Origin of the sequence: Pseudomonas sp. SK (assembly GCF_012975065.1) — a bacterium.
GTDB lineage: Bacteria > Pseudomonadota > Gammaproteobacteria > Pseudomonadales > Pseudomonadaceae > Aquipseudomonas > Aquipseudomonas anuradhapurensis.
Genome location: NZ_CP051857.1, coordinates 314,500 through 336,957, shown reverse-complemented (window position 1 = coordinate 336,957; position 22,458 = coordinate 314,500). Strand labels below are relative to the sequence as shown.

Sequence of the window (22,458 nt, the reverse complement as noted above, 5' to 3'; positions counted from 1 at the left end):
CCGGCAGCTCGATTTAGCCGGAAACGACCTGTTCTTAGCCAAAGCAGCCATGGCGCCATTCTGTGGTTGCGGGTATGTCGCCAGCGTCACAGAATCGGTCGTAAATCACAGCAGCACTCTCTTAGCGATAAAAGGGACAACAGCCATGATGCATGCGGATTTGATTGACCAGGACGACCTGGCAGGCCACCTGCGCGCGCGCGGGTTCGACATTCCAGCCGGTGCCAGCGCCGAGCAGGCCTGCGAGGCGGTGGTGCGCGGGCTGACCGAGCCTAATGCACGAGCGCTGAAGGGCATGGTGGAGCAGATGTATACCGGTAGCGCGACGATCCTGCCGGCGGTGCGCCAGGCCATCGACAAACAGCTGTTGCCGGCATTGGCGCAGTTCAACCAGCGCGCCTGACCGAACTTTCCTGCACTGGCCTCTTCGCGGATAAACCCGCTCCCACAGGTACTGCACTGAACTTGAAAGCAGTGCAGTACCTGTGGGACCGGGTTTATCCGCGAAGGGGCCAGTGCCGTTTCAGAGCCTCACGCTGGCAAAGGTCGACTCGTTGCGCGCCTGGCTCAGGGCCGCCATCGGCCCGCTGTGCGGCGACAGGGTCATGGCCTGCGGGATCGGCATCATGGCCACCTGCTGCGCGGTGTTGGAGCCCACACGCTCGTCACGCGGCGGAATGCCGAAATACTCGCGGTAGCACTTGGAGAAGTGCGGGGTCGACACGAAGCCACATACCGAGGCCACCTCGATGATCGACATCGGCGTCTGCTTGAGCAGCTGACGGGCGCGGATCAGGCGCAGCTTCAGGTAATAGCGCGACGGCGAACAGTGCAGGTACTTCTGGAACAGCCGCTCGAGCTGGCGACGCGACACCGACACATACACCGCCAGTTCGTCGAGGTCGATCGGCTCTTCGAGGTTGGCCTCCATCAACGCGACGATCTCCTGCAGCTTCGGCTGGTTGGTGCCGAGCATGTGCTTGAGCGGCACGCGCTGGTGGTCCTGCTCGTTGCGAATACGCTCGTAGACGAACATCTCCGAGATCGCCGCCGAGAGCTCGCGCCCATGGTCGCGACTGATCAGGTGCAGCATCATGTCCAGCGGCGCAGTGCCGCCAGAGCTGGTGAAGCGGTTACGGTCCAGGGTGAACAGGCGGGTACTCATGTTCACCCGCGGGTAGGCTTCCTGCATGGCCGCCAGACATTCCCAATGCACACTGCAATCGAAACCGTCGAGCAGGCCGGCGCAGGCCAGCGCCCAGCTGCCGGTGCACACCGCACCCAGGCGGCGCGACTGGCGGGCCTGGGCCTGCAGCCAGGTGACATGCTCACGGGTAACGGTGCGCTGGATGCCGACGCCGCCACAGACGATGACGGTGTCCATCGGTGGGGCGCTGTGCATGGCCGCGTCCGGGGTGATCTGCAGGCCGTCGCTGGCCCACACCTGGCCGCCGTCGACGGTCAGGGTGTGCCAGCGGTACAGCTCGCGGCCGGACAGCTGGTTGGCCATGCGCAGCGGCTCGACCGCCGATGCCAGCGAAATCAGGGTGAAATTGTCCAGAAGGAGAAACCCGATGGACTGAGGGGCTGTGCGGTTCTGGGTTGGGGTCCCGGAGGTGTACGACGTCATCGCGATTTCTCCTCACACAAATGCAGGGTGTGTGCCTCAGGCGGGCACTGATTTTCTTGTTATGGCCCCCAGGTTCATGTGCGGGGGCTTATTTCCAATCTCAACGCAAAGGCCGTGCCTGAAATTGAACGGCCATCCAAAAAAACCTGAAAACGACGCCTTCATTCGGCAAATCAGGTACTTCGAACGCTTTGACTGGTCTTCGCAAAGCACCGTCCTAGCGCCTTGCATGCCGCAACTGAGCAATTTGGTGACACGCAACGTGCAGGTTGCCCAGAAACGACACTATTGAGTGTCACCGACAATGCTCGTACTGATAGCGACAGCCGACGATTGGTCAGCCCAGGTCAAGCACTGAAACAGGGCACGGCGCACTTGAAACGTTCAAGGGCCTCATCGCGGATGAATCCGCTCCTACAAGGAATGCATGACCCTGAGGTTGGATTTTTTCTCCAACATCAGGGCGTATTCACCCTGTAGGAGCGGATTCATCCGCGACGAGGCCCTTGAGGGAGCTCAAGAACTCAGCATTCAATGGCGCTGACCGCCAGGCCACCGCGCGAGGTCTCTTTATATTTGTCGTGCATGTCGGCCCCGGTGTCCCGCATGGTGCGGATCACCTGGTCGAGGGAAATGAAGTGCTCGCCGTCACCACGCAAAGCCATCTGCACCGCATTGATGGCTTTTACCGCAGCGATTGCGTTGCGCTCGATGCACGGCACCTGGACCAACCCGCCAACCGGGTCGCAGGTCAGGCCGAGGTTGTGTTCCAGGGCGATTTCAGCGGCGTTCTCCACCTGCGGCGGCGTAGCCCCCAGTACTTCGGCCAAACCGGCAGCGGCCATGGCACAGGCCGAACCGACTTCACCCTGGCAGCCAACCTCGGCACCGGAAATCGACGCGTTCTTCTTGCACAGGATGCCCACTGCCGCAGCGGCGAGGAAGAAGTCGACCACACTGGACTCGTCCACCGCATCGCTGAAGCGCATGTAGTAATGCAGCACCGCCGGAATGATGCCGGCAGCGCCGTTGGTCGGTGCCGTGACCATGCGCCCGCCGGCGGCGTTCTCTTCGTTGACCGCCAGGGCGAACAGGTTGACCCATTCCATGGCGCTCATGGTCGAGCCAATCACGTTGGGCTTGCCGATTTCCTGCAGGTTGCGGTGCAGCTTGGCTGCGCGGCGGCGCACATTAAGGCCGCCAGGCAAGGTGCCTTCGTACTTCAGGCCATTGTTTACGCATTCCTGCATGGCCTCCCACAGCTTGTGCAGGCCAGCGCGAATCTCTTCCTCGCTGCGCCAGACCTTCTCGTTGGCCATCATCAATTGCGACACGCTGAGGTCGTTTTGCTTGCACAGGCGCAGCAGTTCGGCGGCGCTGTTGAAGTCGTACGGCAGCTCCGTCTGGTCGGCGTCCAGCACGCCGCTGGCGGCCTGGGCGGCATCGACCACGAAGCCACCACCCACCGAGTAATAGGTGTCGCGGTGCAGCTCGCCCTGCTCGCCTTCGGCAATCAGGGTCATGGCATTGGGGTGGTACGGAAGGTTCTCGTCCAGCAGCAGCATGTCGCGGGCCCAGACGAATTCAATCGGCAGGCGGCTGTCCAGCAGCAGCGTGCGGGTTTCCCGCAGGTCGGCGATACGCGGCGCGATCTGGGTCGGGTCAATGGCGTCAGGCCATTCGCCCATCAGGCCCATGATGGTGGCGTTGTCGGTGCCGTGGCCGACCCCGGTGGCCGACAGCGAGCCATACAGGCGCACTTCGATCCGCTTCACACGCTCCAGCTCGCCGCGGTCGCGCAGGCCCTGGACGAACAGGGCGCCGGCACGCATGGGGCCGACGGTGTGGGAGCTGGAAGGCCCGACACCGATCTTGAACAGGTCGAACACGCTGATGGCCATTGTCGAATCACCTCTTGATGGGCTTGTCTCTGCGCGCCATGCGCAGGGCGCGGCAGCTGCTAGGCTGAAGCAGCGGGCCGCCTTGAATGCACGCATCATCGGGCTTTTGTCGTCCCCCTCGCCGTCTGCAACCGACGTACTTTTGTCCAGCAGCGCCGCGCTGTTTTTGCATGGGGAGCCAACCTTTCCATGCCGTTTCAGGGCGCCCTGGTGACGCAAAAATGCGCCCAGGGGGATGGAAAAATCCATAAGCGACATCGCCTGTACTGGATACGACCCGTTCCGTACTGGTTACGACCCTACCAGTAGGCGATTGCCCGGCGCTGGAGGATTATCGAAAGCGACTCGTAAAGCACGGCCACGCATCCTGCCCTCTGCAGGCCTGGTCGACCGGACCCTGAGAAAGCCCGGCGACCCACGCGAACCCGAAGACAAATCCACAGGAGTCCATCCATGAAAGGTTCACCATCGCTGTTGCTGGCTGCGTTGCTGTCCGCACCCTTGCTGGCCCAGGCCGCCGAGCCCGAGCAGTGTCAGACGGTACGCTTCTCGGACGTCGGCTGGACCGATATCACGGTCACCACCGCGACCACCAGCGTTGTGCTCGAGGCCTTGGGCTACAAGGCACACACCACCATGATCTCGGTACCGGTGACCTACAAGTCGCTGGCCACCGGCAAGGACCTGGATGTGTTTCTCGGCAACTGGATGCCGACCATGGAGAACGACATCAAGCAATATCGCGACGCCGGCACTGTAGAAACCGTGCGCGCCAACCTGGAAAACGCCAAGTACACCCTGGCTGTGCCCCAGGCCCTGTATGACAAGGGGCTGAAGGATTTCAGCGACATTCCCAAGTTCAAGAAGGAACTGGACAGCAAGATCTACGGCATCGAGCCCGGCAACGATGGCAACCGCACCATCCAGAGCATGATCGACAAGAACGCCTTCGGCCTGAAGGACGCTGGTTTCAAGATCGTGCAGTCCAGCGAGGCCGGCATGCTGTCGCAGGTCGACCGCGCACAGAAGCGCGGCGAGGCCATCGTGTTCCTCGGTTGGGAACCGCACCCGATGAACACCCGCTTCAAGATGCAGTACCTGACCGGCGGGGACGAGTTCTTCGGCCCCGACTTCGGCAAGGCGACCGTGTTGACCAACACCCGCAAGGGCTATGTGCAGGAATGCAGCAACGTTGGCCAGCTGTTGAAGAACCTGTCGTTCGAGCTCAAGGATGAAAGCACCATGATGGGCTATGTCCTGGACGACAAGATGAAACCCGAGGCGGCCGCCAGGAAGTGGCTCAAGGAGAACCCTGGCAAGCTGGAAGCCTGGCTGGCCGGCGTGACTACCGTGGACGGCAAGCCCGGCCTCGAGGCGGCCAAGGCCAAACTGACGCAATAACGCAATATGCAATAGCGCTACCCCGGGGCAGGATCGTGTCTGCCCTGGGTTGAGTTCAATCTATGCAGGTGGAAGCTCGCTATCATGCTTATCGATCAGAAAATACCCCTGGGGCAGTACATCGCGTCGTTCGTCGAATGGCTTACCCAGAACGGCGCGAGTTACTTCGACGCCATCGCGCAAGGCCTGGAATTCATGATCCATGGCGTCACCAGTGCCCTGACCTGGTTCAACCCGTTCGTCCTAATCGCCCTGTTCGCCGCCCTGGCGCACCTGATCCAGCGCAAATGGGCGCTGACCGCATTCGTTGCCCTGTCGTTCCTGCTGATCCTCAACCTGGGTTACTGGCAGGAAACCATGGAAACCCTGGCGCAGGTCACCTTCGCCACGGTAGTGTGCGTGGCCATCGGCGTGCCGCTGGGTATCGTCGCCGCGCACAAGCCGATGTTCTACACCGCCATGCGGCCGGTACTCGACCTGATGCAGACGGTCCCCACCTTCGTCTACCTGATCCCCACCCTGACCCTGTTCGGCCTGGGTGTGGTACCGGGGCTGATCTCGACCGTGGTGTTCGCCATCGCCGCGCCGATCCGCCTCACCTACCTGGGCATCTGCGACGTGCCGCAGGAGCTGATGGACGCCGGCAAGGCGTTCGGCTGCTCGCGCCGCCAGTTGCTTACCCGTATCGAACTGCCGCACGCGATGCCGAGCATCGCCGCCGGCGTAACCCAGTGCATCATGCTGTCGTTGTCGATGGTGGTGATTGCCGCCCTGGTCGGCGCTGACGGCCTGGGCAAACCTGTGGTCAACGCACTGAACACCGCTGATATCTCCCTGGGCTTCGAAGCGGGCCTGGCGATCGTGCTGCTGGCGATCATGCTCGACCGTATCTGCAAGCAACCGGACCTGCCGGTAAGGGGTGAAGCATGAGCATCATTCGATTCGAAGACGTCGACGTCATCTTCTCCAGCAAGCCGCGCGAGGCGCTGGCACTGCTCGACCAGGGCAAGACCCGCGAGCAGATCCTCAAGGAAACCGGCCTGGTGGTGGGTGTCGAGAAGGCCAACCTGGACATCCAGAAGGGCGAGATCTGCGTACTGATGGGCTTGTCCGGCTCCGGCAAGTCGAGCCTGCTGCGCTGCATCAACGGCCTCAACACCGTCAGCCGTGGCAAGCTGTTCGTCGAGCACGAAGGCAAGAACATCGACATTGCCCACTGCACCCCGGCCGAGCTGAAGATGATGCGTACCAAGCGCATTGCCATGGTGTTCCAGAAGTTTGCCCTGATGCCCTGGCTGACGGTGCGCGAGAACATCAGCTTTGGCCTGGAAATGCAGGGCCGCCCTGAAAAGGAACGGCGCAAGCTGGTTGACGAGAAGCTCGAGCTGGTGGGCCTGACCCAGTGGCGCAACAAGAAGCCGGACGAACTGTCTGGCGGCATGCAGCAGCGCGTGGGCCTGGCCCGGGCGCTGGCGATGGATGCCGACATCCTGCTGATGGACGAACCGTTCTCGGCACTCGACCCGCTGATTCGCCAGGGCCTGCAAGATGAGTTGCTGGGCCTGCAGGCGAAGCTGAGCAAGACCATCGTGTTCGTCAGCCACGACCTGGACGAGGCACTGAAGCTGGGCAGCCGCATCGCGATCATGAAGGACGGGCGGATCATCCAGTACAGCAAGCCGGAAGAGATCGTGCTGAACCCGGCCGACGAGTATGTGCGCACCTTCGTCGCCCATACCAACCCGCTGAACGTACTGTGCGGTCGCAGCCTGATGCGCAGCCTGGACCAGTGCAAGCGGGTGAATGGTTCGGTGTGCATCGATCCCGGCATCGACTCGTGGCTGGACCTTGGCGAAGGTGGCTCGATCAAGCGCGCACGCCAAGGGCAGAACGGGCTTGACCTGCAGAACTGGGCACCCGGGCAGGATGTGGAGCTGCTGGGCCGCCGCCCAACGTTGGTCAATGCCGATATCGGAATGCGCGAGGCGCTACAGATTCGTTATCAGACCGGCAACAAGCTGGTGTTGCAGGACAACGACAAGGTGGTTGGGATTCTTGGGGATACCGAGCTTTACCACGCCTTGCTCGGCAAGAACCACGGTTGATGCAATTGGGGCCGCCTTGCGGCCCATCGCGGCTGAAGCCGCTCCTACAGGGACCGCGCAAGCCTGGAAATTTGCGCGGTCCCTGTAGGAGCGGCTTCAGCCGCGATGGGCTGCAAAGCAGCCCCAATCACTGTTTCAGCGCACGACGATCCCGCGCGAAGCCATGTAGGCCTTGGCTTCCGGCACCGTGTACTCACCAAAGTGGAAGATGCTGGCCGCCAGTACCGCACTGGCATGCCCTTCCAGAATGCCGTCAGCCAGGTGCTGCAGGTTACCCACACCCCCCGAGGCAATGACCGGAATACCCAGCGCATCGCTGATCGCGCGGGTGACGCCCAGGTCGAAGCCGCTCTTCATGCCGTCCTGGTCCATGCTGGTCAGCAGGATTTCGCCAGCCCCCAGGCCTTCCATCTTCTTCGCCCACTCCACCGCGTCCAGCCCGGTCGGCTTGCGCCCGCCGTGGGTGAAGATTTCCCAGCGCGGTGCTTCCCCCGGCGCGGACACTTTCTTGGCATCGATGGCCACGACGATGCACTGCGAACCGAAACGGTCCGCCGCCTCGCCGACGAACTCCGGGTTGAACACCGCGGCCGTGTTGATCGAGACCTTGTCGGCACCGGCATTGAGCAGGTTGCGGATGTCCTGCACGGTACGCACGCCACCGCCCACGGTCAGCGGGATGAATACCTGGCTGGCCATGCGTTCGACGGTATGCAGGGTGGTGTCGCGGCCATCGACGCTGGCGGTGATGTCGAGGAAGGTGATTTCGTCGGCACCTTGCTCGTCGTAGCGACGGGCAATTTCCACCGGGTCGCCGGCATCACGGATGTTCTCGAACTTGACGCCCTTGACCACCCGGCCGTTGTCCACGTCCAGGCAAGGGATGATGCGCTTGGCCAGTGCCATGGTTCAGTCCTCAGCCTTGGTAGTTGTCGCAGAAGGCCTGGGCCTCGGCAACATCGAGGGTGCCTTCGTAGATGGCACGGCCGGTGATGGCACCGATGATGCCCGGGGCCTTGGCGTCCAGCAGGGCCTTGATGTCGCCCAGGTTGTGGATGCCGCCCGAGGCGATCACCGGGATCGCAGTGGCTTCTGCCAGCGCCTTGGTGAACGGCACGTTGCAGCCCTGCATCATGCCGTCCTTGGCGATGTCGGTGTAGACGATCGCCGAGACGCCATCGGCCTCGAAACGCTTGGCCAGGTCGATGACCTGCACCGAGCTGACTTCGGCCCAGCCGTCGGTGGCAACGAAGCCGTCCTTGGCATCCAGGCCAACGATGACCTTGCCCGGGAAGGCCTTGCACGCTTCGGCAACGAACTCTGGCTGCTTGACCGCCTTGGTACCGATGATCACGTAGCTGACACCGGCCTTGACGTAGTGCTCGATGGTTTCCAGCGAGCGGATGCCACCACCGATCTGGATCGGCAGGGTCGGGTAGCGCTTGGCGATGGCGGTAACCACTTCACCGTTGACCGGCTGGCCTTCGAAGGCGCCGTTGAGGTCGACCAGGTGCAGGCGGCGGCAGCCACCCTCGACCCACTTGGCGGCCATGCTCACCGGGTCATCGGAAAATACCGTGGAGTCTTCCATGCGGCCCTGGCGCAGGCGCACGCAGGCGCCGTCCTTCAGATCGATAGCGGGGATAATCAGCATCTTGGGAACCTGTCTGTTCTTGGGGTTTCAGGGCTTCTCGAGCGCCCACAGATCGCTTTCGATGCTGTCGAACCGCTCCTTGAGGTGCAGCTGAACATCGGCAATCGCCCTGTTGTAGTAATGGGGTGCAATTTCCTTGCTGAACACATCGAGGACCTCGGCCACCTCGAACGAACCCAGCGTCAACTCGAAACGGTCTTCGAGGAAGCGCTTGAGCGTGTCGAGCGCGGCGCGCTCCTGCTCGGGGGTCAGGGTGATGACTGGGGCCTTGGTCTTCGATCTGCTCATTTACCAGCGCCCGTCCCAGGCTACGAAGTTCTGCAGCAGCTGCAGGCCATGGGTATGGCTCTTCTCCGGGTGGAACTGCACGGCAAAGCGCGAACCATCGGCCAGCGCTGCAGCGAAGTCGACGCCGTAATGGCCACGACCGACCACCTGCGCCGGCTTGCCGGCATCGATGTAGTAGCTGTGCACGAAATAGAAGCGCGCACGGTCGGGGATGTCATGCCACAGCGGGTGGTGGTTGGTCTGGCCGACCTCGTTCCAACCCATGTGCGGCACCTTCAGGTGTTCGCCGTCTTCCTTCAGGTCCTTGCCGAAGAAGCGCACCTGGCCGGGGAACAGGCCAATGCAGTCGACACCGTCGTTTTCTTCGCTGTGCTCCAGCAGTGCCTGCATGCCTACGCAGATACCCAGGAACGGGCGGTCCTGGCTGACTTCGCGCACCAGGCTGTCGAAGCCCAGGCGGCGGATTTCAGCCATGCAGTCGCGAATCGCGCCCACCCCCGGGAACACCACGCGGTCGGCCTCGCGGATGACCGCGGCGTCGCTGGTGACCAGTACCTTGCCGGCACCTACATGCTCGAGCGCCTTGGCCACCGAGTGCAGATTGCCCATGCCATAGTCGATTACGGCTACCGTCTGCATTTACAGGCACCCTTTGGTGGAAGGCATCTGCCCGGCCATGCGCTCGTCGAGGGTGATGGCCATGCGCAGGGCGCGGCCGAATGCCTTGAACACGGTTTCGATCTGGTGGTGGGTGTTGTGGCCACGCAGGTTGTCGATGTGCAGGGTCACCAGGGCGTGGTTGACGAAGCCCTGGAAGAATTCCTGGAACAGGTCGACATCGAAGCCACCAACGCTAGCGCGGGTGTAAGGCACATGCATCTGCAGGCCCGGGCGACCGGAAAAGTCGATGACCACGCGCGACAGCGCTTCGTCCAGCGGCACGTAGGCATGGCCGTAGCGGAAGATGCCCTTCTTGTCACCGATGGCCTGGGCGAATGCCATGCCCAGGGTGATGCCGACGTCTTCGACGGTATGGTGATCGTCGATATGCGTGTCACCCTTGCACTCGATATCCAGATCGATCAGCCCATGGCGGGCGATCTGGTCCAGCATGTGTTCAAGGAAAGGCACACCGATATCGAATCGGGCCTTGCCACTGCCATCGAGGTTGATCGAGCACTTGACCTGGGTTTCCAGGGTGTTGCGCTCGACGGACGCCTTACGTTCAACCATCACCAGCTCCGCAAAATCATTGGGCGAAAAGGGCTTCATTATAGGCCCAGAACGCGCCCGCTTGAAACGCGGATGACATATGGCATGGCGAGGAATTACGGGGCTGATTAGTGCTACAGGTCTATACAACCGACTGACACGGGACTGTTTGTAGGAGCGGCCTGGCGTCGCGATGGGCCGCAAAGCGGCCCCGGCGATTTCTGCATCAGCGCCGAGACCCTGGGGCCGCTTCGCGCCCCATCGCGACGCAAGGCCGCTCCTACATCATCACGTTACCCGTGGGTACCGGCTGACTCCATCAATGGAACAGCACCGCCGTCTTCTGCAGGGTAATCCACACCCCCCAGGCCAGCGGTACAACCACCACCGCCCAGGCCAGCAGCACCAGCGGCAGGCTACCCGGCGCTGCTTTCCACTCCAGCGACTGCACGCCATCGGCGCCCTTGTCGTGGCTCAGCGCCCGCTCGGCGGCCAGCTCGGCATCGCTCATGAAGTACTTGTCGGCTACCGGGCGCACCAGCATGTTGCAGACAAAGCCCAGCACCAGCAGGCCGGCCAGGATGTACAGCGTCATGTCGTAAGCCGCGGCACGTTCCACCCCGGCGGCCAGCTGATACTCGCGCAGGTAGGTGATCAGCACCGGCCCCAGCACGCCCGCCGCCGCCCAGGCAGTCAGCAGGCGACCGTGAATGGCACCGACCATCTGCGTGCCGAACAGGTCGGCCAGGTAGGCAGGTACGGTGGAGAAGCCACCGCCGTACATCGACAGGATGATGCAGAACGCCGCCACGAACAGCGCCACGTTACCCAGGTGGCCCATGTTCGGCACCAGGCTGTACAGGCCAACCCCAAGTGCGAAGAAGGCGAAGTAGGTGTTCTTGCGGCCAATGTAGTCGGAGAACGAAGCCCAGAAGAACCGCCCACCGATATTGAACAGGCTCAGCAGGCCGGTGAAGCCGGCGGCGATCGCGGCAATCTGCGCCAGCTGGGCGCTGTTCAGCTCGCTGAAGCTCAGCCCGTTGCCCAGCAGCTTGCCGGCGAACACTTCCTGCAACAGCGGCGAGGCCATGCCGAGAATGCCGATACCCGCCGACACGTTCAGGCACAGCACCAGCCAGATCAGCGCGAACTGCGGGGTTTTCCACGCCACGCTGACGTGCACGTGGCGGTCGGTGACCATGGTGTTGCCGGCCTTTTTCGCCGGCGCAGTCCAGCCTTCGGGCTTCCAGCCGGTTGGCGGTACGCGATAGGCCAGGGCGCCGGCAGTCATGAACACGAAGTAGATCGCCGCCATGGCCACGAAGCTCTGCCACACCCCCACTTCCTGCGCGTTGCCGAAGTGCCCCATCAGCGCCGTGGCCAGCGGGGCACCGACCATGGCGCCGCCACCGAAGCCCATGATCGCCATGCCGGTGGCCATGCCGCGTTTGTCCGGGAACCATTTGATCAGGGTCGAAACTGGCGAAATGTAGCCCAGGCCCAGGCCGATACCGCCGATTACACCGGAGCCCAGCCACATCAGCCACAGCTGGTGGGTTTTCACCCCCATGGCCGAGATCAGCATGCCGCCACACCAGCACAGCGCCGACACCAGCCCGGCCTTGCGCGGGCCGGCGTGTTCCAGCCAGCCGCCCAGCACTGCTGCCGAGCAACCGAGGAAGACGAAGAACAAGGTGTAGATCCAGCTCAGCATCGAGATCGGCCAGTCACATTCGGCGCTGAACATGCGGGCGATGAAGCCCATGTCCGCCGCGCAGGCGACCGGGGCAGTAATGCCAAGGGCTTGCGACAGCGGTAGCCAGAACACCGAGAAGCCATAGGCCATGCCGATGCACAGGTGAATGGCCAGGGCGGCCGGCGGAACCAGCCAGCGGTTGAAGCCCGGGCGGGCGATAATGCGCTCCTTCGACAGGAAGCCTGGCGCACTGACCAGGGCCCCCGCCGCGACGGTACTGCTCATGGGATAGGATCCTTCTTATAGGGGGAATGCAGGCAAAGCGACGCAAGGGTAGCAGCATCAAGTAGCGTGAAGGCAATCTGATATTGCAAATTTTCGCTCGGCTGAAACGGTCATGCTGCCTGTTCCGACCCTACCGTCGGCAAGCCGGCGCCCACCGGGACGCAACAGCCAGCGAGGTTTGTGCAGCCTGTGGGGCGCTGGCTTGAAGGTGATTAGGCCAGTGCCGGCGAAACATGCGGAACTGGCAAAATCAGGGTTGTCGAAAGCCTTACCCTCTGATGCACACGTAGGAAATGCCCTGTATCTCTAGTCGAATACGCAGGGACAACCACTGCGGCGCTATACTCTGGCGCTTGAATTTCAAACGACTACAAGGACTCGCCCATGAAAGCGTTCGGCAAAATCCTGGGACTTGGGCTTCTCGGGTTGCTGCTGATCATCGTGGCGCTGGGCTTCGCCCTGACCCACCTGTTCGATCCCAACGACTACAAAGACGAGATTCGCCAGCTGGCGCGCGACAAGGCACACGTCGAGCTCACCCTCAACGGTGACATTGGCTGGAGCCTGTTCCCATGGCTGGGCCTGGAGCTGCACGAAGCAAGCATCGCCACCTTGAACAAACCCAAGGAGCCGTTCGCCGACCTGCAGATGCTGGGCTTGTCGGTGCGTGTGCTGCCACTGCTGCGCCGCGAAGTACAGATGAGCGACGTGCGCGTCGAGGGCCTGAACCTGACCCTGGCGCGTGACGAACAGGGCCATGGCAACTGGGAAGACATCGGCAAGCCGTTGCCCGCCCAGGACGCCGGCGCGCAGGCCAATGCCCCGGCCCAGGTACCCGCCGAACAACAGCCGGCACCGGCCCCCAGCAACGACCGCGCGGTCAAGCTGGATATCGACAGCCTGACCGTGAACAACGCCCGCGTGCAGTACACCGATGCCAAGACCGGCCACAGCTATAGCGCCGAGAGCATCCAGCTGAGCACCGGCCCGGTCCACGAAGGCGCGAACATTCCGCTCAAGGCCAGCGCCTTCCTCAGCGCCAGCCAGCCGAACATCAAGGCCCGCACCGAGCTGGCCGGCGAGTTGCGCTTCGACCGCAAGCTCAAGCGCTACAACTTCGAAGACATGCGCCTGTCGGGCGAAACCTCGGGCGAGCCAACCGGCGGCAAGACTGTAACCTTCGCCGCGCAGGGCCAGCTGCTGGTCGACCTGGGCGCCAATGTCGCCTCGTGGAGCGGCCTGAAAGTATCGGCCAACCAGCTGCGCGCCCTGGGCGAGCTGAACCTGCGTGACCTGGACAAGGCACCCCAGCTCAGCGGCGGCCTGTCCATCGCCCAGTTCGACCTGCGCACGTTCCTCGACAGCATTGGCCGCCCGCTGCCGGCCAGCAACGACCCGGCAGCCTTCTCCAGGCTGGAAATGGTCACCCGCCTGCAAGGCACGCCGAACAGCCTGGCCCTGGAAGACCTGGCCGTGAAGCTGGACGACAGCACCTTCACCGGCCGCGTGGCCGTCGAGGATTTCGCCAAGCAAGCCCTGCGCCTGCAGCTCAAGGGCGACAGCTTCGACGCCGACCGCTACCTGCCGGCCAAGAGCGAGCAGGCCAAGGGTGCCACTGCCGCGCGCCAGGCCGAGGTCAAGCAGCAGGAAGCCAGCGCGGTCGCCGGCGCCGGCACCACGCCGCTGCCCAACGCCCCGACCCAGGTGGCCTGGAGCGACGACAAGCTGTTGCCGGTCGACCGCCTGCGCGCCCTCGACCTGCAGGCCGACCTGGCCTTCGGCGCGCTGACCCTGGATAAACTGCCGATCACCGATGCCCAGCTCAAGGCCATCGGCCAGGGCGGCCTGCTGACCCTGCAAACCCTGCGTGGCGGGCTGTACAACGGCACGTTCGAGGCCAAGGGTACCGTCGATGTTCGCCCTGCCGTGCCGCAACTGGGCGTCAACACCAACATCCAGCGGGTACCGGTGGAGCACTTCATCAAGACCGAGGGCAAGGAACAGCAGCCGCCGGTCAAAGGCCTGCTGACCCTGAACAGCGACCTGACCGCCACCGGCAACAGCCAGAAGGCCCTGGTGGATACCCTCAACGGCAACGCCAATTTCGTCATCAACGACGGCGTGCTGGTCAATGCCAACCTGGAACAGCAACTGTGCCAGGCCATCGCCACGCTCAACCGCAAATCGCTGAACGGCGAGCCACGCGGCAAGGACACCCCCTTCCAGGAACTGCGCGGCAGCCTGGTGGTACGCAATGGGGTCGCCAGCAACCCGGACCTCAAGGCGCGCATCCCCGGCCTTACCGTCAACGGCCAGGGTGACCTCGACCTGCGCGTGCTGGGCATGGACTACAAGGTCGGCGTGATTGTCGAGGGCGACCAGCGCGCCATGCCCGACCCGGCCTGCCAGGTCAACGAACGCTATGTTGGCGTGGAAGTGCCGCTGCGTTGCCGTGGCCCGCTGGAGCTGGGCGCCAAGGCCTGCCGCCTGGACCAGGATGGCATGGGCAAGGTCGCCGCCAAGCTGGCCGGCAACCGCCTGCAGGAAAAGCTCGATGAAAAACTCGGAGACAAAGTGAGCCCGGAAGTGAAAGACGCGCTCAAGGGGCTGTTCAAGCGATGACCCCAGAGCAGTTCTCCAGCGCTGTGCTGGATTGGTATGACGAGCACGGCCGGCACGACCTGCCCTGGCAGCAGGGCATCACCCCGTACCGGGTGTGGGTGTCGGAAATCATGCTGCAGCAGACCCAGGTCAGCACCGTGCTCAACTACTTCGACCGCTTCATGCAGGCCCTGCCGACCGTGCAGGCCCTGGCCGAAGCGCCCGAGGACGAGGTGCTGCACCTGTGGACCGGCCTGGGCTACTACACCCGGGCGCGCAACCTGCAGAAGGCCGCGAAGATCGTGGTCGAGCAGCATGCTGGCGAATTCCCGCGCAGTGTCGAGCAGCTCACCGAGCTGCCCGGCATCGGCCGTTCCACCGCAGGCGCCATCGCCAGCATCAGCATGGGCATCCGCGCACCGATCCTCGACGGCAACGTGAAACGCGTGCTGGCCCGCTACACCGCCCAGGCCGGCTACCCTGGCGAGCCCAAGGTGGCCAACCAGCTGTGGGCCACGGCCGAGCGCTTTACCCCGCAGCAGCGCGCCAACCACTACACCCAGGCGATGATGGACATGGGCGCCACGCTGTGCACCCGCAGCAAGCCCAGCTGCCTGATCTGCCCACTGCGGCGCGGCTGCGAAGCGCACCTGCACGGCGAAGAGACCCGCTACCCGGAACCCAAGCCGCGCAAGGCGCTGCCACAACGGCGCACGCTGATGCCGCTGCTGGCCAACCACGAAGGCGCCATCCTGCTTTACCGCCGCCCGTCCAGCGGGTTGTGGGGTGGCTTGTGGAGCCTGCCGGAACTGGACGACATCGCCCAGCTCGACGACCTCGCCTACCAGCACGGCCTGCGCCTGGCCGAAAGCCGCGCCATGGACGGCCTGACCCATACCTTCAGCCACTTCCAGCTGGCGATCGAGCCCTGGCTGGTGCGCGTCGACCCGCTCGGCCAGCACGTGGCCGAGGCCGACTGGCTCTGGTATAACCTCGCCACCCCGCCGCGCCTGGGCCTTGCCGCCCCGGTGAAAAAGCTGCTCAAACGCGCGGCCGAAGAACTGATTGCAGGAGACGCCCGATGACCCGCACCGTGATGTGCCGCAAGTACAAAGAAGAACTGCCAGGCCTGGAGCGCCCGCCCTACCCCGGCGCCAAGGGCCAGGACATCTTCGAACACATCTCGCAGAAGGCCTGGGCCGACTGGCAGAAACACCAGACCATGCTGATCAACGAAAAGCGCCTGAACATGATGAACGCCGAGGACCGCAAATTCCTCCAGGGCGAGATGGACAAGTTTTTCGCCGGCGAAGAATACGCCCAGGCGGAAGGCTACGTGCCGCCCTCGGAATGACCCCACGGAACGTAAGCGACGGAATTAATTTAAAATTTTTTCAAAAAGTCGTTGACGAGCGGTCTGAAAGTCTATTTAATTCACCTCGTCGCCCAGATAGCTCAGTCGGTAGAGCAGAGGATTGAAAATCCTCGTGTCGGCGGTTCGACTCCGTCTCTGGGCACCACCTTCAGCTTCTGGTGGTTGCAAAGTTACCCGAAGCGACAACAAGAAACCCGCCTAGTGCGGGTTTTTTGTTGTCTGCGATTTTTGCGCAAGGCATGGCAGCCTACCGGCCTTGCTACCATCCCATGAACCTTATCCTGCAGCGCGCGGCAGCACCTCGGCATGAAGCCTTACCCCCAGCGCCGCCATCACTTTCATGATGGTTGCCAGGCTCGGGTTACCTTCCGCAGACAACGCCTTGTACAGCCCTTCCCGTGTCAGGCCGGTGTCACGCGCCAACTGAGCCATGCCTCGGGCACGGGCGATATCGCCCAAAGCAGCAGCAAGCAGTGCCGGGTCGTTTTCCTCCAGACACGCCTCAAGGTACAAGGCCATGTCTTCCTCTGTTTTCAAATGGTCCACAGCGTCCCATTTGCTCAGCTTGATATCTGTCATGGACGGCCTCCTAAAGGTCGCGTGCGAGCTTGAGGGCAGATTTGATATCTCTGGCCTGGCTGGCCTTATCGCCACCCGCCAAGAGGATGATCACCTCATAGCCTCGTTGAACGAAATACACCCGATAGCCCGGACCATAATCGATCCTGAGTTCGGATACTCCCTCAGCAACGGGCTTACAGTCCCCCATCACCCCGAGCTCCACTCGACGCTACCTGACGTTGATACGAGCCTTTGCCCGTGGATCACGCAGAGCAGCGAACCACCTTCGGTAGGTCTCGGTTTGAATTAATGTGTGCATGAGAAAAATGTAAACCGTAGTTAACACCACATTCAATTCGCAGCTGTTTCAAACTGTTTATCCATACGCTGTTGACCAGCATCAAAATGCCATTAATCGCTCATCCTAGAATGCCAGATGGCCATCCGAATCGACCCGCAAGGACCGTCATGAGCGAAGAATCCCCCCTCCTGCTCCCCGCCCCCAGCGAACCCGTTGCCGCCCCAGCCCGCACCCGCCGCCCACGCCAGCGCAAGCCGGAGCCGAGTATCACCCGTGTCAGCCAGCAACCCGCAGCCCTGGAAGTGGCCACGGCACCCAAAGGCAGCAACGAAGACAGCACTTCAGCCCGCCTGCCAGAAAGCTACCCCTACCGCACCCGGCTGCGCCGCCAGGACTATGAAAAGGCCAAGCACGCGCTGCAGATCGAATTGCTGAAGGTGCAAAGCTGGGTGAAGGAAACCGGCCAGCGCGTGGTAATCCTGTTCGAAGGACGCGATGCAGCGGGCAAGGGCGGTACCATCAAGCGTTTCATGGAGCACCTCAACCCGCGCGGTGCGCGCATCGTAGCCCTGGAGAAGCCTTCCGAGCAGGAAAAAGGCCAGTGGTACTTCCAGCGCTACATCCAGCACCTGCCCACGGCGGGTGAAATGGTGTTCTTCGACCGCTCCTGGTACAACCGCGCCGGGGTCGAGAAGGTGATGGATTTCTGCACGCCACTGCAGTACCTGGAGTTCATGCGCCAGGCGCCGGAGCTGGAGCGCATGCTGTGCAACAGCGGCATCCTGCTGTTCAAGTACTGGTTCTCGGTGAACCGCGAAGAGCAACTGCGCCGTTTCATCTCGCGCCGGGACGACCCGCTCAAGCACTGGAAGCTGTCACCCATCGACATCAAGTCGCTGGACAAGTGGGAGGACTACACCGCCGCCAAGGAGGCGATGTTCTTCCATACCGACACGGCCGACGCGCCATGGACGGTGATCAAGTCCGACGACAAGAAACGGGCGCGGATCAACTGCATCCGCCACTTCCTGCATTCGCTGGATTATCCGGGCAAGGACCACAGCGTGGTGCATGCACCGGACGCGCTGCTCGTCGGGCGCGCATCGCGGGGGTTCGAGGAAGACGAACCTGCGGCAGTAGCCAGTTAGGTTGCCGGCGCTGATTTGCAGCGGCACCCGTCTGCAACACTTGGGTTTACCCGGCAACTGCGCTTCAATACGCGCACTTTCAGACATACCCAAGGATTGCCCCCATGGCCACCCCTACCAAGCAACAGAAACGCGCCAAGCGCGCCGCCAGCAAGGCCAAGCAGAACCGCATGGTACGCAGCGGCCAGGCGGTCAAGGCCAGTGCCGGCGACAGTGCCAGCATCGAGCAGGTGTACAACAAGGCCATGGAGTCGGGCAGCTACGACGCGCTGTTCAAGAAGATGAAGGAAGCCCAGGAGGGCGGCCTGGTACCGATGATCTCGGTATTCCTGGTAGACCCGCTGCTGGGCCTGGTGCTCAAGGGGCACAAGGAAGAACACGCCACCGACTACATCGTGCTGGTGTTCAACGCCTACCGTAAATGGCTGGACGGAGCAGACGAAGAGGCCACCATGGCCTGGCTGGAAAGCGACGAATTCCAGGCAGCTTATGTCGCGGCATCGGAGCTGGTTGCCAAGCAGCAGCAACAACAGAAGCAGTTTGGCTGACAGGGCCAGGTAGCCTGTTCCGGCCCTTTCGCGGGCTTGCCCGCTCCCACAGGTTCACCGCCAGCCTGAAGGCAACGCCGCCCATGTGGGAGCGGGCAAGCCCGCGAAAGGGCCGGAACAGACAACAAAAAAGGCCGCGCCCTGCACAGGACGCGGCCTTTTCATTACAGCCAGCGCGGGTCAGTTATCCAGCGCTACCCGCCCGGCAGCTTCACGCTTGCGGTGCACCAGCAAGCCCGCCGCCACCACACCAATGCTCAGCAGCGCGGTCGCGATGATTTCGGCGCGGTGGTCTTCACGCAGCGCCATCACCACCAGAATGGCAATGATGAAGGCGATGGTCGCCCAGGTCAGGCCCGGGAACAGCCACATCTTGAAGGTAATCTTCTCGCCACGGGCCTCACGCTGGGCACGCATGCGCAGCTGCGACACGGCAATCACCAGGTACACCAGCAGCGCAATGGCACCGGAGCTGGCCAGCAGGAACTCGAACACCTGGGCCGGGGCCACGAAGTTGGCGAACACGCAAAGGAACGCCGCTGCGGTAGACAGCAGCACAGCCACATGCGGGGTAGCCGACTTGGTGGTGCGCTGGGCGATGGCCGGGGCGTCACCGCGCTTGCTCAGCGAGAACAGCATGCGCGACGAGGTGTACAGCGCCGAGTTCAGGCAGCTGGTTACCGCAATCAGCACGACGATGTCGACGATCAGCTTGGCATTCGGCACGCCGATGCGGCTCAGCACGGTCTGGTAGGAACCGGTTTCGGCCAGCGCCGGGTCGTTCCACGGCACCAGGGCCACGACCAGGAAGATCGACACCAGGTAGAACAGGCAGATACGCCAGATGACCGAGTTGGTAGCACGGCTGATCTGCTTGCCCGGGTCCTTCGACTCGGCCGCGGCGATGGTGACGATTTCGGTACCCATGAACGAGAACATGGTGGTCAGCATGGCTGCCAGCACCGCGCCCAGGCCGTTGGGCATGAAGCCCTGGGTGTCGAACAGGTGGCTGGCACCGCTGACCTGGCTGCTCGGTACGAAGCCGAACAAGGCAGCGCAACCCACGGCGATGAAGCCGATGATCGCCAGAACCTTGAGCAGGGCAAACCAGAACTCGAACTCACCGTAGTTCTTCACGCTGCACAGGTTGGTCAGGGTCAGCGCCAGGGTGATCACCAGGGAGAACGCCCACAGGTCGACCGCAGGGAACCAGGCATGCAGGATGGCCGCGGCGGCGTTGGCTTCCAGCGGAATCACCAGCACCCAGAACCACCAGTACAGCCAGCCGATGGTGAAACCGGCCCAGCGCCCGATGGCGCGGTCGGCATAAGTAGAGAACGAACCGGTGTCAGGCGAGGCGACCGCCATTTCACCCAACATGCGCATGACCAGTACGACCAGCGTACCGGCAGCAGCGTAAGCCAGCAGCACGGCAGGGCCGGCAGCGGCAATGGCGTGGCCGGAGCCAACGAAAAGGCCGGCACCGATCACGCCAGCGATGGACAGCATGGTCACATGCCGTTGTTTGAGCCCCTGAGCGAGGTCATTGGAATTGTTACCGCTCATAAAACTACCTTTGTAAGGAGTGGACCACCCGACTGCGGTTACAAAGCGCGCCAAGGGTTGATCTGGGCGTCGCTGCAATCGGCGGTTTCCTGCTGGCAATAAGCGCGCCATGTGCTGAATGCGTTCGTCAGAAAGACCGGCAGGCCTTTCAGCACGCGGTTCGGAGGGCTTTCGGCCAAGAGCTGACCGAAAGGGCATCAAATCTTCGGATTACTGAAATACCCACTTACAAACGCACCAAAGGTGCTCCTAGGTAACACCTTTGCACCGCTGCAAGGCAAAAAAGTGCAACCCCCAGGTACAACCGAACACCTTATAAAGGCCTGTGCAGGTGCACCTGTTTTCACCGGCGCGGCAGCCTTGGCGGCGCGGATCTACCCGCGAATGGTCTAAAAGCGCTTCCCTGAGCCGGCCAAAGCTGGCACCATCGCGCCTTTTTTCATCAAGGCTCTGGTGCTGGGCGAGACCTTCGCGGACATCCGCGCGACGTTGCGCTGCAGCGATGCGACAAACTGCCCCACCAGCGCCCCGAGCACCTGGCGCCCCTGTTGGCCGCCGCGATACCGCTATGCTAGCTTGGCGCTCGCCAGGAAGGCCGCCAACAGCTGGGAACGCACCCGAACACAATGAGGACCGCACATGGCTCAGGCCACGCCCGCGCTGGAAATCCGCAACCTGCACAAACGCTACGGCGAGCAGGAAATTCTCAAGGGCATTTCGCTGACCGCACGCGACGGTGACGTGATCTCCATCCTGGGGTCGTCCGGCTCCGGCAAGTCCACCCTGCTGCGCTGCATCAACCTGCTCGAGAACCCGCACCAGGGCGAAATCCTCGTCGCCGGTGAAGCGCTCAAGCTCAAGGCCGCCAAGAACGGCGACCTGGTCGCCGCCGACAATCGCCAGATCAACCGCCTGCGCAGCGAGATCGGCTTCGTCTTCCAGAACTTCAACCTGTGGCCGCACATGTCGATCCTCGACAACATCATCGAGGCGCCACGCCGCGTACTTGGCCAGAGCAAGGCCGAGGCCATCGAAGCCGCCGAAGCGCTGCTGAACAAGGTCGGCATCTACGACAAGCGCCACAGTTACCCCGCCCAGCTTTCCGGTGGCCAGCAACAGCGTGCCGCCATTGCCCGTACCCTGGCCATGAAGCCCAAGGTCATCCTGTTCGACGAGCCAACTTCGGCGCTCGACCCGGAAATGGTCCAGGAAGTGCTAAACGTTATCCGCGCATTGGCCGAAGAAGGCCGTACCATGCTGCTGGTCACGCACGAGATGAGCTTTGCCCGGCATGTGTCCAGTGAAGTCGTCTTCCTGCACCAGGGCCTGGTCGAAGAGCAGGGATCGCCGCAGCAGGTGTTCGAGAACCCGACCTCGGCGCGTTGCAAGCAATTCATGTCCAGCCACCGTTAACGGAGCAATACATGCACACTTACAAGAAGTTTCTCCTGGCAGCTGCTGCCACGCTGGTGATGTCGGCCAACGCCATGGCCGCAGAAAAACTGCGCATGGGTATCGAAGCCGCCTACCCACCGTTCAACAACAAGGATGCCAGCGGTAACGTGGTCGGCTTCGACAAGGACATCGGCGACGCCCTGTGCGCCAAGATGAAAGTCGAATGCTCGGTCGTCACCTCGGACTGGGACGGCATCATCCCGGCGCTGAATGCCAAGAAGTTCGACTTCCTGGTGTCGTCGCTGTCGATCACTGACGAGCGCAAGCAGGCAGTGGACTTCACCGACCCGTACTACTCCAACAAGCTGCAGTTCATCGCGCCGAAGAACGTCGACTTCAAGACCGACAAGGCCTCGCTCAAGGGCAAGGTGATCGGCACCCAGCGCGCCACCCTGGCCGGCACCTGGCTGGAAGACAACTACGGCGATGCCGTAGACATCAAGCTGTACGACACCCAGGAAAACGCCTACCTCGACCTGGTCTCCGGCCGCATCGACGGCATCCTGGCCGACAAGTACGTGCAGTACGAGTGGCTCAAGAGCAAGGACGGCTCGAACTTCGAGTTCAAGGGCGAGCCGGTGATGGACAGCGACAAGATCGGCATTGCCGTGCGCAAGGGCGACGACAAGCTGCGCAAAGACCTGAACAAGGCCCTGGCAGAAATCAAGGCCGACGGTACGTACAAGAAGATCAACGACAAGTACTTCCCGTTCAGCATCGAATGACCCGCC

21 protein-coding genes, 1 tRNA gene and 1 pseudogene are annotated in these 22,458 nt (G+C 62.6%); 12 read left to right on the top strand and 11 right to left on the bottom strand.

What is annotated here, in order from left to right; genetic code table 11:
- Positions 1 to 145: 145 nt before the first annotated feature.
- Positions 146 to 403 carry a hypothetical protein gene (locus tag HG549_RS01495; RefSeq protein WP_170027860.1) on the top strand — a complete coding sequence of 86 codons (258 nt, stop codon included), beginning with the start codon at positions 146 to 148 and terminating at the stop codon, positions 401 to 403.
- Between the two features lie 120 nt (positions 404 to 523).
- Here HG549_RS01495 and HG549_RS01490 read toward each other — a convergent pair whose 3' ends face one another.
- Positions 524 to 1,630, bottom strand: a complete 1,107-nt coding sequence (locus HG549_RS01490; RefSeq protein WP_112251398.1) for a GlxA family transcriptional regulator — start codon at positions 1,628 to 1,630, stop codon at positions 524 to 526.
- A 524-nt stretch (positions 1,631 to 2,154) separates the two neighbouring features.
- Positions 2,155 to 3,531, bottom strand: coding sequence for an L-serine ammonia-lyase (locus HG549_RS01485; RefSeq protein ID WP_170027859.1), 1,377 nt, complete (start codon positions 3,529 to 3,531; stop codon positions 2,155 to 2,157).
- 453 nt (positions 3,532 to 3,984) lie between these two features.
- Here HG549_RS01485 and HG549_RS01480 point away from each other — a divergent pair, with 453 nt between their 5' ends.
- The 3 genes from HG549_RS01480 to choV all read left to right on the top strand — a co-directional run bounded on the left by HG549_RS01480 (position 3,985) and on the right by choV (position 7,037).
- Positions 3,985 to 4,932 (top strand): choline ABC transporter substrate-binding protein, encoded by a 948-nt coding sequence (locus tag HG549_RS01480; protein ID WP_170027858.1) that lies wholly within the window; start codon positions 3,985 to 3,987, stop codon positions 4,930 to 4,932.
- 81 nt (positions 4,933 to 5,013) lie between these two features.
- Positions 5,014 to 5,862, top strand: a complete 849-nt coding sequence (gene choW / locus HG549_RS01475) for a choline ABC transporter permease subunit (protein WP_170034006.1) — start codon at positions 5,014 to 5,016, stop codon at positions 5,860 to 5,862.
- Complete coding sequence (choV, locus tag HG549_RS01470; protein ID WP_170027857.1) at positions 5,859 to 7,037, top strand: choline ABC transporter ATP-binding protein; 1,179 nt, start codon at positions 5,859 to 5,861, stop codon at positions 7,035 to 7,037. Before choW ends, choV begins: the two co-directional genes overlap by 4 nt.
- A 135-nt stretch (positions 7,038 to 7,172) precedes the next feature.
- On the opposite strand, the gene hisF is transcribed toward choV, so the two are convergent.
- The 6 genes from hisF to HG549_RS01440 all read right to left on the bottom strand — a co-directional run bounded on the left by hisF (position 7,173) and on the right by HG549_RS01440 (position 12,172).
- Positions 7,173 to 7,943 carry an imidazole glycerol phosphate synthase subunit HisF gene (gene hisF, locus HG549_RS01465; RefSeq protein WP_170027856.1) on the bottom strand — a complete coding sequence of 257 codons (771 nt, stop codon included), beginning with the start codon at positions 7,941 to 7,943 and terminating at the stop codon, positions 7,173 to 7,175.
- A 10-nt stretch (positions 7,944 to 7,953) separates the two neighbouring features.
- Complete coding sequence (hisA, locus tag HG549_RS01460; protein ID WP_170027855.1) at positions 7,954 to 8,691, bottom strand: 1-(5-phosphoribosyl)-5-[(5-phosphoribosylamino)methylideneamino]imidazole-4-carboxamide isomerase; 738 nt, start codon at positions 8,689 to 8,691, stop codon at positions 7,954 to 7,956.
- A 27-nt stretch (positions 8,692 to 8,718) separates the two neighbouring features.
- Positions 8,719 to 8,979: a DUF2164 domain-containing protein gene (locus tag HG549_RS01455; RefSeq protein WP_170027854.1), complete on the bottom strand. Its 261-nt coding sequence runs from the start codon at positions 8,977 to 8,979 to the stop codon at positions 8,719 to 8,721.
- Positions 8,980 to 9,618 carry an imidazole glycerol phosphate synthase subunit HisH gene (gene hisH / locus HG549_RS01450; RefSeq protein WP_170027853.1) on the bottom strand — a complete coding sequence of 213 codons (639 nt, stop codon included), beginning with the start codon at positions 9,616 to 9,618 and terminating at the stop codon, positions 8,980 to 8,982.
- The gene (gene hisB, locus HG549_RS01445) at positions 9,619 to 10,212 is read right to left on the bottom strand and encodes an imidazoleglycerol-phosphate dehydratase HisB (RefSeq protein WP_003255736.1); all 594 of its coding nucleotides are present in this window, start codon (positions 10,210 to 10,212) and stop codon (positions 9,619 to 9,621) included.
- A 298-nt stretch (positions 10,213 to 10,510) separates the two neighbouring features.
- Entirely contained in the window at positions 10,511 to 12,172 is a 1,662-nt protein-coding gene (locus HG549_RS01440) for an OFA family MFS transporter (protein ID WP_170027852.1), read from the bottom strand.
- A gap of 384 nt (positions 12,173 to 12,556) precedes the next feature.
- Here HG549_RS01440 and HG549_RS01435 point away from each other — a divergent pair, with 384 nt between their 5' ends.
- The 4 genes from HG549_RS01435 to HG549_RS01420 all read left to right on the top strand — a co-directional run bounded on the left by HG549_RS01435 (position 12,557) and on the right by HG549_RS01420 (position 16,293).
- Positions 12,557 to 14,794: an AsmA family protein gene (locus HG549_RS01435; protein WP_170027851.1), complete on the top strand. Its 2,238-nt coding sequence runs from the start codon at positions 12,557 to 12,559 to the stop codon at positions 14,792 to 14,794.
- Positions 14,791 to 15,858: an A/G-specific adenine glycosylase gene (gene mutY / locus HG549_RS01430; protein ID WP_170027850.1), complete on the top strand. Its 1,068-nt coding sequence runs from the start codon at positions 14,791 to 14,793 to the stop codon at positions 15,856 to 15,858. The genes HG549_RS01435 and mutY overlap by 4 nt, the downstream gene beginning before the upstream one ends.
- Entirely contained in the window at positions 15,855 to 16,127 is a 273-nt protein-coding gene (locus tag HG549_RS01425) for an oxidative damage protection protein (protein ID WP_003257478.1), read from the top strand. Before mutY ends, HG549_RS01425 begins: the two co-directional genes overlap by 4 nt.
- 90 nt (positions 16,128 to 16,217) lie before the next feature.
- Positions 16,218 to 16,293, top strand: a tRNA-Phe gene (locus tag HG549_RS01420).
- Positions 16,294 to 16,424: 131 nt separating this feature from the next.
- Here the strand turns inward: HG549_RS01420 and HG549_RS01415 are convergent.
- Together HG549_RS01415 and HG549_RS01410 are read right to left on the bottom strand one after the other, a co-directional pair.
- Positions 16,425 to 16,727: an addiction module antidote protein gene (locus tag HG549_RS01415; protein WP_170027849.1), complete on the bottom strand. Its 303-nt coding sequence runs from the start codon at positions 16,725 to 16,727 to the stop codon at positions 16,425 to 16,427.
- 10 nt (positions 16,728 to 16,737) lie between these two features.
- Positions 16,738 to 17,028 (bottom strand): annotated as a pseudogene (locus HG549_RS01410) (type II toxin-antitoxin system RelE/ParE family toxin).
- A 149-nt stretch (positions 17,029 to 17,177) separates the two neighbouring features.
- Between HG549_RS01410 and ppk2 the strand changes: the two are divergent.
- Both ppk2 and HG549_RS01400 read left to right on the top strand, forming a co-directional pair.
- Positions 17,178 to 18,158 (top strand): polyphosphate kinase 2, encoded by a 981-nt coding sequence (gene ppk2, locus HG549_RS01405; protein ID WP_256666047.1) that lies wholly within the window; start codon positions 17,178 to 17,180, stop codon positions 18,156 to 18,158.
- A 104-nt stretch (positions 18,159 to 18,262) separates the two neighbouring features.
- The gene (locus HG549_RS01400; RefSeq protein WP_170027848.1) at positions 18,263 to 18,706 is read left to right on the top strand and encodes a hypothetical protein; all 444 of its coding nucleotides are present in this window, start codon (positions 18,263 to 18,265) and stop codon (positions 18,704 to 18,706) included.
- 180 nt (positions 18,707 to 18,886) lie between these two features.
- Here the strand turns inward: HG549_RS01400 and gabP are convergent, their stop codons facing one another.
- A complete protein-coding gene (gene gabP / locus HG549_RS01395) occupies positions 18,887 to 20,272 on the bottom strand; it encodes a GABA permease (protein ID WP_013970487.1) in 1,386 nt (461 codons plus the stop codon).
- Positions 20,273 to 20,911: 639 nt separating this feature from the next.
- On the opposite strand from gabP, the gene HG549_RS01390 reads away from it, so the two are divergent.
- A complete protein-coding gene (locus tag HG549_RS01390) occupies positions 20,912 to 21,685 on the top strand; it encodes an ABC transporter ATP-binding protein (protein WP_003257472.1) in 774 nt (257 codons plus the stop codon).
- A gap of 11 nt (positions 21,686 to 21,696) precedes the next feature.
- Entirely contained in the window at positions 21,697 to 22,452 is a 756-nt protein-coding gene (locus tag HG549_RS01385) for an ABC transporter substrate-binding protein (protein WP_170027847.1), read from the top strand.
- The last annotated feature ends 6 nt before the right edge of the window (positions 22,453 to 22,458 follow it).

Excerpts from the sequence above, each read along its gene's own strand:
- HG549_RS01435 (WP_170027851.1), top strand. The coding sequence starts at position 12,557 with ATGAAAGCGTTCGGCAAAATCCTGGGACTTGGGCTTCTCGGGTTGCTG.
- mutY (WP_170027850.1), top strand. The coding sequence starts at position 14,791 with ATGACCCCAGAGCAGTTCTCCAGCGCTGTGCTGGATTGGTATGACGAG.
- hisB (WP_003255736.1), bottom strand. The coding sequence starts at position 10,212 with ATGGTTGAACGTAAGGCGTCCGTCGAGCGCAACACCCTGGAAACCCAG.
- hisA (WP_170027855.1), bottom strand. The coding sequence starts at position 8,691 with ATGCTGATTATCCCCGCTATCGATCTGAAGGACGGCGCCTGCGTGCGC.
- HG549_RS01495 (WP_170027860.1), top strand. The coding sequence starts at position 146 with ATGATGCATGCGGATTTGATTGACCAGGACGACCTGGCAGGCCACCTG.
- HG549_RS01440 (WP_170027852.1), bottom strand. The coding sequence starts at position 12,172 with ATGAGCAGTACCGTCGCGGCGGGGGCCCTGGTCAGTGCGCCAGGCTTC.
- choV (WP_170027857.1), top strand. The coding sequence starts at position 5,859 with ATGAGCATCATTCGATTCGAAGACGTCGACGTCATCTTCTCCAGCAAG.
- HG549_RS01455 (WP_170027854.1), bottom strand. The coding sequence starts at position 8,979 with ATGAGCAGATCGAAGACCAAGGCCCCAGTCATCACCCTGACCCCCGAG.
- hisF (WP_170027856.1), bottom strand. The coding sequence starts at position 7,943 with ATGGCACTGGCCAAGCGCATCATCCCTTGCCTGGACGTGGACAACGGC.
- HG549_RS01485 (WP_170027859.1), bottom strand. The coding sequence starts at position 3,531 with ATGGCCATCAGCGTGTTCGACCTGTTCAAGATCGGTGTCGGGCCTTCC.
- hisH (WP_170027853.1), bottom strand. The coding sequence starts at position 9,618 with ATGCAGACGGTAGCCGTAATCGACTATGGCATGGGCAATCTGCACTCG.
- HG549_RS01425 (WP_003257478.1), top strand. The coding sequence starts at position 15,855 with ATGACCCGCACCGTGATGTGCCGCAAGTACAAAGAAGAACTGCCAGGC.
- HG549_RS01385 (WP_170027847.1), top strand. The coding sequence starts at position 21,697 with ATGCACACTTACAAGAAGTTTCTCCTGGCAGCTGCTGCCACGCTGGTG.
- HG549_RS01400 (WP_170027848.1), top strand. The coding sequence starts at position 18,263 with ATGGCCACCCCTACCAAGCAACAGAAACGCGCCAAGCGCGCCGCCAGC.
- HG549_RS01490 (WP_112251398.1), bottom strand. The coding sequence starts at position 1,630 with ATGACGTCGTACACCTCCGGGACCCCAACCCAGAACCGCACAGCCCCT.
- HG549_RS01415 (WP_170027849.1), bottom strand. The coding sequence starts at position 16,727 with ATGACAGATATCAAGCTGAGCAAATGGGACGCTGTGGACCATTTGAAA.
- HG549_RS01480 (WP_170027858.1), top strand. The coding sequence starts at position 3,985 with ATGAAAGGTTCACCATCGCTGTTGCTGGCTGCGTTGCTGTCCGCACCC.
- ppk2 (WP_256666047.1), top strand. The coding sequence starts at position 17,178 with ATGAGCGAAGAATCCCCCCTCCTGCTCCCCGCCCCCAGCGAACCCGTT.
- HG549_RS01390 (WP_003257472.1), top strand. The coding sequence starts at position 20,912 with ATGGCTCAGGCCACGCCCGCGCTGGAAATCCGCAACCTGCACAAACGC.
- gabP (WP_013970487.1), bottom strand. The coding sequence starts at position 20,272 with ATGAGCGGTAACAATTCCAATGACCTCGCTCAGGGGCTCAAACAACGG.